Here is a 5,787-nt window from a genome sequence, read left to right as displayed (position 1 = left end):
GACGAGGCGGTCCTGCCAAGTCGTGGGGTGGGTCCTGCCAAGTCGTGGGGTGGAGGAGCAGTCAGCGCGAGACAGGGGACCGTCGGGTCGCGGGCGGGGGCGGGCCCGTCAGTCGCGACCAGGGGGCCGGCGCTCGACGGCAGGGGCGGGCCGAGCGGGACGACGGGGTGCGAGCCGTCAGTCGCGGGTGAGGAGAGTGAGGACCTCGTCGTGCGTCGTCTGCGGGAACATGTCGAGAACCTGGGCGCGCCGCACTCGCCAGCTCGGCATGGCGGCGAGGTCCGCCGACAGGGACGTGACGTTGCAGCTCGAGTAGACGACGGCTCGTGTGGTGGATGCCTCGAGCCACCCGGCGAGCCCGGCGCCGATGCCTCGACGAGGGGGGTTCACGATGACGACGTCGGGCCCGTGCGCAGCGGCGAGGGCGAACGACTCCGCGTCCCCGACCGCGAACTCGACCTCCTCCAGGCCCGCCCCGGAGGCGCTGAGCCGCGCTCCGGCGACGGCCTGGGCGCTCGTCTCGATGCCCAGCACCGCTCGGCCAGGGGCGGCGCAGTGCAGGGCGAAGCCGCCGACCCCGCAGTACAGGTCCCACACGGACGCGGGAGCGAGCTCGTCCACCCAGTCCCGCACCTGGCGGTAGAGGGCGGACGCGACCACGGTGTTGGTCTGGAAGAAGCCCTGCGGGCGCAGGTGCAGAACGAGGTCGTTCAGGCGCATCGGCAGCACCTCCGCCTCGGTCAGCACGATCTCCTGCTCGCCCTCGAGCACGGCCTTGTGCTCGGGCTGGAGGTTCAGGGAGACGACGCGCGCAGCGGGCAGGGCAGCGAGCAGCCAGGGCAGGTGCTTGCGGATCCTGGCCAGCGCCTCCGTCGAGCGCAGGACCAGGCGAACCATGAGCTCGCCATCGGGCGACTCGGTCGCCAGCAGGTACTTGAGCTCTCCTGCCCGGCGTGCGACGTCGTAGGGCACCAGGCCGGCGCGGGTGACGAACTCGGCGAGGGTCGGCAGGGCCGCGCGGAGCCCTGCGGTGTGCAGGCCGCAGTCGCGCAGGTCCACGCCGGCGCCGTGCGGGCCGAGGATCCCGAGCACCGGTCGCTCGACGGTCCCGGTGACGACCATCTTCGCCTTGTTGCGGAACCCCTGCTCGGGCCCGAGGAGCGGGGGGAGCCAGGCGATCGCGTCCGGTCCGCCGAGCAGGTCCTGCGCCCGTCGCTGCTTCTCCGCGACCTGCACGGAGTAGGGCCGGTCCAGGAGGGTGCACGAGCGGCAGCGGTTCGCGTCGTAGTGGTCGCACTGCACCGGCCAAGGCTACGGCGCCCCGCTCGGCCGGACGGCACCACGGCGACGCTCTCGTGACGACCCCGCTGGGAACGGGGGCTTCACCTCGGTACCCGCGGTGCCGATAGGCAAGGGAGCCCCCACCAGAGACGAGCGAAGGTCGGAATGCGAGGACAGGCGATCACGACGGCGAACGCGGGCCCGGCAGCTGCCGGGCGGGTCCTGCGCGACCCCGTGTCCGTGCTGGCCCTGGCCCTCGCCCTGGTCTCGGGCATCCTCCTCGGTCTCGGCTCCCTCGACCTCCAGGTGCAGCTCGCGATCTGCTGGGCGTTGCTGGCGGTGGCCCACGTCGCGCTCCTGAGGACGGCCGGTCGGATCGCCGCCCGCTCCACGGACCGGGCGCGCAGGTGGATCTGGGGCGGTATCGCCGCGGCAGGTGGCCTGTACGCGATCGGTGATGCCCTTCAGCTCGGTCTCCTCGCGTCGCGGCCACTGACCGTCGCCGAGGGGCTCGGCGTCTCGGCGCAGAGCGCCCTCGTGCTGGTGGGCACGGCGGTCCCCCTGGTCGCCGTCCTGCTCCTCACCCCGACGTTCGGCCACCGGCCACGCCGACCACGGGCGCGGTTCCTGCTCGACGTGTCGATCGTGATGATCGCGGCCACGGTGCTCGGCGTGCACCTCATGCTCCCCGCGTCGGGACCGGTGGCTGCCGGGGTCTGGTTCGGCCTGCTCATCGGTCCCGGGCTCTTCCTGTCCGTCGTCCTCGGGATCGCCACGATCGTCCGCTCGGGCCGATCCCCGATGTCCCGGTGGGCGGCGGTCGTGCTCGCCGGTGCCGCGACGCTCGAGGCCGGCGCGCAGGCGGCCGCCCCGGTGCTCGTCCGCGCCGATCGCGTCGAGTGGCACCTCGGCCTCACCCTTCTCGCCAGCGCGCTGCTGCTCCTCTCTGCTGCGACGGAGAGCAGGCGCCCGGCGTCGGCGCGCCCGCTGGGGGTTGCGCAGCAGCTGCCTCTCATCACGTTCCTCCCGTACGTGGCACTCCTGGCGACCCTCGCCGTGCTCCTGCGCGTGCTGTGGGCGGAGCTCTCCGGGGTGCAGCCCTGGGTGGTCGTCCTCGGTGCTGTCGTCAGCAGCGTGCTCGTGGTGTGGCGTCAGGTGATCGTCATCGCGGACAACAACCGTCTCGTGGACGTGCTGGACGCGAAGGTCGACGAGCTGAACGCTCTGCTGGCCGAGCGCGACCGCCTCACCGTGGCCCTGCGTCACGAGGCCAGCCATGACCCGCTGACCCGACTGGCCAACCGCGTGCTGCTCGGTCAGCGGCTCGACGCCGCGCTCGGTCGGCTGACCGAGCGACCCGGTCGGCTCACCCTGATGATCATCGACCTGGACGACTTCAAGCTCGTGAACGACGAGCTGGGGCACGCGGCAGGCGACGGGGTCCTGACGAGCGTCGCTGGCCGGATCCGTTCCTGCGTGCGCGACGACGACCTCGTCGCACGCCTCGGCGGAGACGAGTTCGCGGTGCTCCTGGAGGACCTCGGCGGCGACGAGAAGGAGCTCGCCCGACGCATCGGTTCCGCCCTGGCGGCACCCATCGCTCTGGCCGAGGGGACGGTCACCGTCGAGGCGAGCATCGGCGTAGCGACCACCCGGGACCCGAGCGGCTCTGCCGAGAGCCTGCTGCGCGCTGCCGATGTGGCCATGTACGAGGTCAAACGGTCCCGTGCAGTGCGGGCGGCGAGCACCTCCCTCGTCGGGAGCCCGGCACCCGACCGGGGTCCGCGCGTCGGGCACGACGCGAGCTGAGCACCCGGGCAACCCGCACCCGGCACGTCGGATCCGGCAGGGCCCTGGATACCGGCGCCGTCCGGTCGTAGCGTTGGTGGTGGGTAGCACTCCGGGACCTGTGCCCGTGGGACGCCCGCGCGACGGCAGTGCTGCCGGCTGGGGGGAAGGAGCGGGGCATGAGGGTTCTCGTGGCGTACGCGAGCAGGCACGGTTCGACAGAGGGCATTGCGCGGAGGATCGCCGACGACCTGTGCGCCGCAGGTTTCGACGCGGAGCCGAGGAAGGTCGGACAGGTCTCGGACCTGCGCCCCTACGGCGCCGTCGTGGTCGGCAGCGCCGTCTACATCCAGCACTGGCTCCGCGACGCGACCTCCTTCGTCATGGGTCACCACGCCGAGCTCGCCGGGGTCCCGGTGTGGTTGTTCAGCAGCGGTCCGCTCGGGACGGAGGACGTCGACACCAGTGGGCGGGACGTCTTCGAGGCGACCCGGCCCAAGGAGTGGGACGACGTCGCCCCGGCCGTGGGATCACGGGGGGAGCGGGTCTTCCGTGGGGCGTGGGACGACCACCTCCCGCCGGTGGGCATCGCGGAGAGGATGCTGCGCCTGATGCCGGCGACCCGCGACTCGATGCCGGTCGGGGACTTCCGTGACTGGGATGCGATCGACGCGTGGGCGAGCCAGATCGCGGGTGAGCTGAGGCAGCTGGAGTCCGCCGGAACCTGAGCGGTGCTGAGGTGTTGCCCCGCGGTCGGCTGCCGGCGCGGTGACGGCAGCGGGTGGATCATCGAGGGACGTCTCGAAGCAAGGAGGGTCGTGATGGGAAGCGTGCACGAGGACCGAGCACGCGGAGGCGGGCTGGAGTCGCTCATCCGTCTGGTTGCTCTGGGGCTGGCGGTCGCGGCCGTGATCAAGGAGCTGCGGCTCCCGCGCGAGGACCGCACCTGGCACGGCACGATCGCGGGCGTGGTGCCGTACGAGTTCCGTCGACCGACGCTCGAACGCCTCCGTGAGCGGGTCTGGGACCCGGACGGGGACCACTACATCGGTCCGCACGTCTTCGGCGTCGGCTGGACTCTCAACCTCGGCAAGGTCGTGGCGCAGGTGCGCGAGCGGATCGCAGCAGTCGGCTGAGCCGCAGGGCACCGCCTGCGACCGCCCCGTCCCGAGGGGCGCTGCGGGGCCCGACGCAGCGACGTCATCTACGGGGAAGGACGCTCCCGTCCCGCAACGACCGGGTGTCGATCTCGGCCGCTGCCTCGCGCACCTCGGGGAAGCTCGCCGGGTTCGAGAGGATCGCGAGCGCGGCCTCGAGCGGCTCGCGGCGGGGCCCGCCCTCGAACGATGTCCCGGATCCGGGCCGTGCGTCCGAGCGAGGAGGGCGAGGCGACGGCAGCATGGCCGAAGGCTAGCCGCCCAGGGCCCTCAGCGCGGCTCTCCGCCCTCGGACACGCGAGGGCCCGTGCCGGCGGACCGCCGCGAACGCCAGGCACCGGTGGACCACAGCGCCCAGACGACCAGCACGGGCTGGAAGAGGAGGCGGATGGCCCGTGCCGAGTCGCTGTCCAGCCCGAACGCGTCGGTCCGCGTGACGAGCTGGGAGATGTTGCCCGGGAAGATCGCGACGAAGAACGCAGCCGCTGCCCAACCGACGGCCACCCGGAAGCGGCGCGGTGCGAGCGCGAGGGCCGAACCGAGGGCGATCTCGACCACCCCGGAGGCGACCACGACGGTGTCCGCGTCCAGCGGCACCCACCCGGGCACCTGCGCCTGGAACTCCTGGCGCAAGGAGGTCAGGTGGCCGATGCCGGCACTGAGGAGCACGGCTCCGAGCCCCAGCCGGCCGAGCAGCCGGAGCCGGGCGCCCGCTGAGCGTCGGACGTCATCACGTTCGGGTGCCCGCTCCTCGGTCATCCACCGACTCTACGGGCCGCGGCGGGAGCAGCACGCTGACGTCGGGACTCGCTGCCCTCGTGTCCGCTTCGGTGCCGGCGCCCTGAGCCCAGCCTGGGGCGCCGGGCGCGGACGAGGCCGCGCGACTCAGACGAGGTCGAGCATCGCGAGTACCGCGATCAGCACGATCGACACGGCCGTCGAGAGTGTCAGGACGCTGCCGACGAGGGCAGCGCTGCGCTTGTAGTAGACCGGGATGACGAACGGCGCGGGCAGCACGAAGAGCAGGATCGCCGCCCGCGAGTACCAGGGCGAGAAGCCCAGGGCCGGGACGAGGACGAGCCCCACCAGCAGGCCGAGCCCGAGGCCGACCGCGGTGCGCAGCGCCACGACCGTGACGATCGCCGGGTCCCGCGGGATCCCCGCGGCCAAGGAGGCCCCGATCACCAGGCAGACCAGGGGAGTGGTCAGCCCACCGACGGTGTCGAACACCACGGCGGTGAACCCGTCCGGCCCGGCCAGCGTGCGCGCGAGGCCCGGCGTCAGGACAGAGAGGGTCAGCCCCCCGGCGATCGCCCACAGGACCCTCGCCGACGCGATGTCGCGCCACGGGAGGACGAGCCGGCGTGAGTCGGCCGAGCCGTGAGCGGCCGAGCCGTGAGGGGCTGAGCTGGGAGCGGCCGAACCGTGAGCGGTCGGGCCGGGAGCGGTCGAGCTGCCGTCGCTCGCCCCGACGAGGATCGCCTCCCGTGCCCGGCGCTGCTCGAGGATGCTCATCTGCACGATCAGCGCGGTGAACACGAAGACGACCTGACCCAGGTCG

The 5,787-nt window shown here is 72.9% G+C and carries 7 protein-coding genes; 3 read left to right on the top strand and 4 right to left on the bottom strand.

Annotation, left to right across the window (positions count from 1 at the left end; translation table 11 throughout):
- Positions 1-177: 177 nt before the first annotated feature.
- Positions 178-1,302, bottom strand: coding sequence for a 23S rRNA (uracil(747)-C(5))-methyltransferase RlmC (rlmC, locus tag ABWK99_RS12830; RefSeq protein WP_372595096.1), 1,125 nt, complete (start codon positions 1,300-1,302; stop codon positions 178-180).
- A 144-nt stretch (positions 1,303-1,446) separates the two neighbouring features.
- Here rlmC and ABWK99_RS12825 point away from each other — a divergent pair, with 144 nt between their 5' ends.
- The 3 genes from ABWK99_RS12825 to ABWK99_RS12815 all read left to right on the top strand — a co-directional run bounded on the left by ABWK99_RS12825 (position 1,447) and on the right by ABWK99_RS12815 (position 4,205).
- Positions 1,447-3,090 (top strand): diguanylate cyclase domain-containing protein, encoded by a 1,644-nt coding sequence (locus ABWK99_RS12825; RefSeq protein ID WP_372595095.1) that lies wholly within the window; start codon positions 1,447-1,449, stop codon positions 3,088-3,090.
- A gap of 158 nt (positions 3,091-3,248) precedes the next feature.
- The gene (locus ABWK99_RS12820; protein WP_372595094.1) at positions 3,249-3,797 is read left to right on the top strand and encodes a flavodoxin domain-containing protein; all 549 of its coding nucleotides are present in this window, start codon (positions 3,249-3,251) and stop codon (positions 3,795-3,797) included.
- Positions 3,798-3,890: 93 nt separating this feature from the next.
- The gene (locus ABWK99_RS12815) at positions 3,891-4,205 is read left to right on the top strand and encodes a DUF5808 domain-containing protein (protein WP_372595093.1); all 315 of its coding nucleotides are present in this window, start codon (positions 3,891-3,893) and stop codon (positions 4,203-4,205) included.
- A 64-nt stretch (positions 4,206-4,269) separates the two neighbouring features.
- On the opposite strand, the gene ABWK99_RS12810 is transcribed toward ABWK99_RS12815, so the two are convergent.
- From ABWK99_RS12810 to ABWK99_RS12800, 3 genes are all read right to left on the bottom strand, one after another.
- Positions 4,270-4,470 (bottom strand): hypothetical protein, encoded by a 201-nt coding sequence (locus ABWK99_RS12810; RefSeq protein ID WP_372595092.1) that lies wholly within the window; start codon positions 4,468-4,470, stop codon positions 4,270-4,272.
- Between the two features lie 26 nt (positions 4,471-4,496).
- Positions 4,497-4,985, bottom strand: coding sequence for a hypothetical protein (locus tag ABWK99_RS12805; protein WP_372595091.1), 489 nt, complete (start codon positions 4,983-4,985; stop codon positions 4,497-4,499).
- A gap of 126 nt (positions 4,986-5,111) precedes the next feature.
- Positions 5,112-5,787: hypothetical protein (locus tag ABWK99_RS12800; protein WP_372595090.1), on the bottom strand; the 676-nt coding region annotated here is incomplete at its 5' end.

The sequence above is a fragment of the Actinotalea sp. genome (genome assembly GCF_041597215.1).
Taxonomy (GTDB): Bacteria; Actinomycetota; Actinomycetes; order Actinomycetales; family Cellulomonadaceae; genus Actinotalea.
The sequence above is the reverse complement of the archived record's forward strand: the minus strand, read 5'-3'. Positions and strand labels throughout refer to the sequence as shown.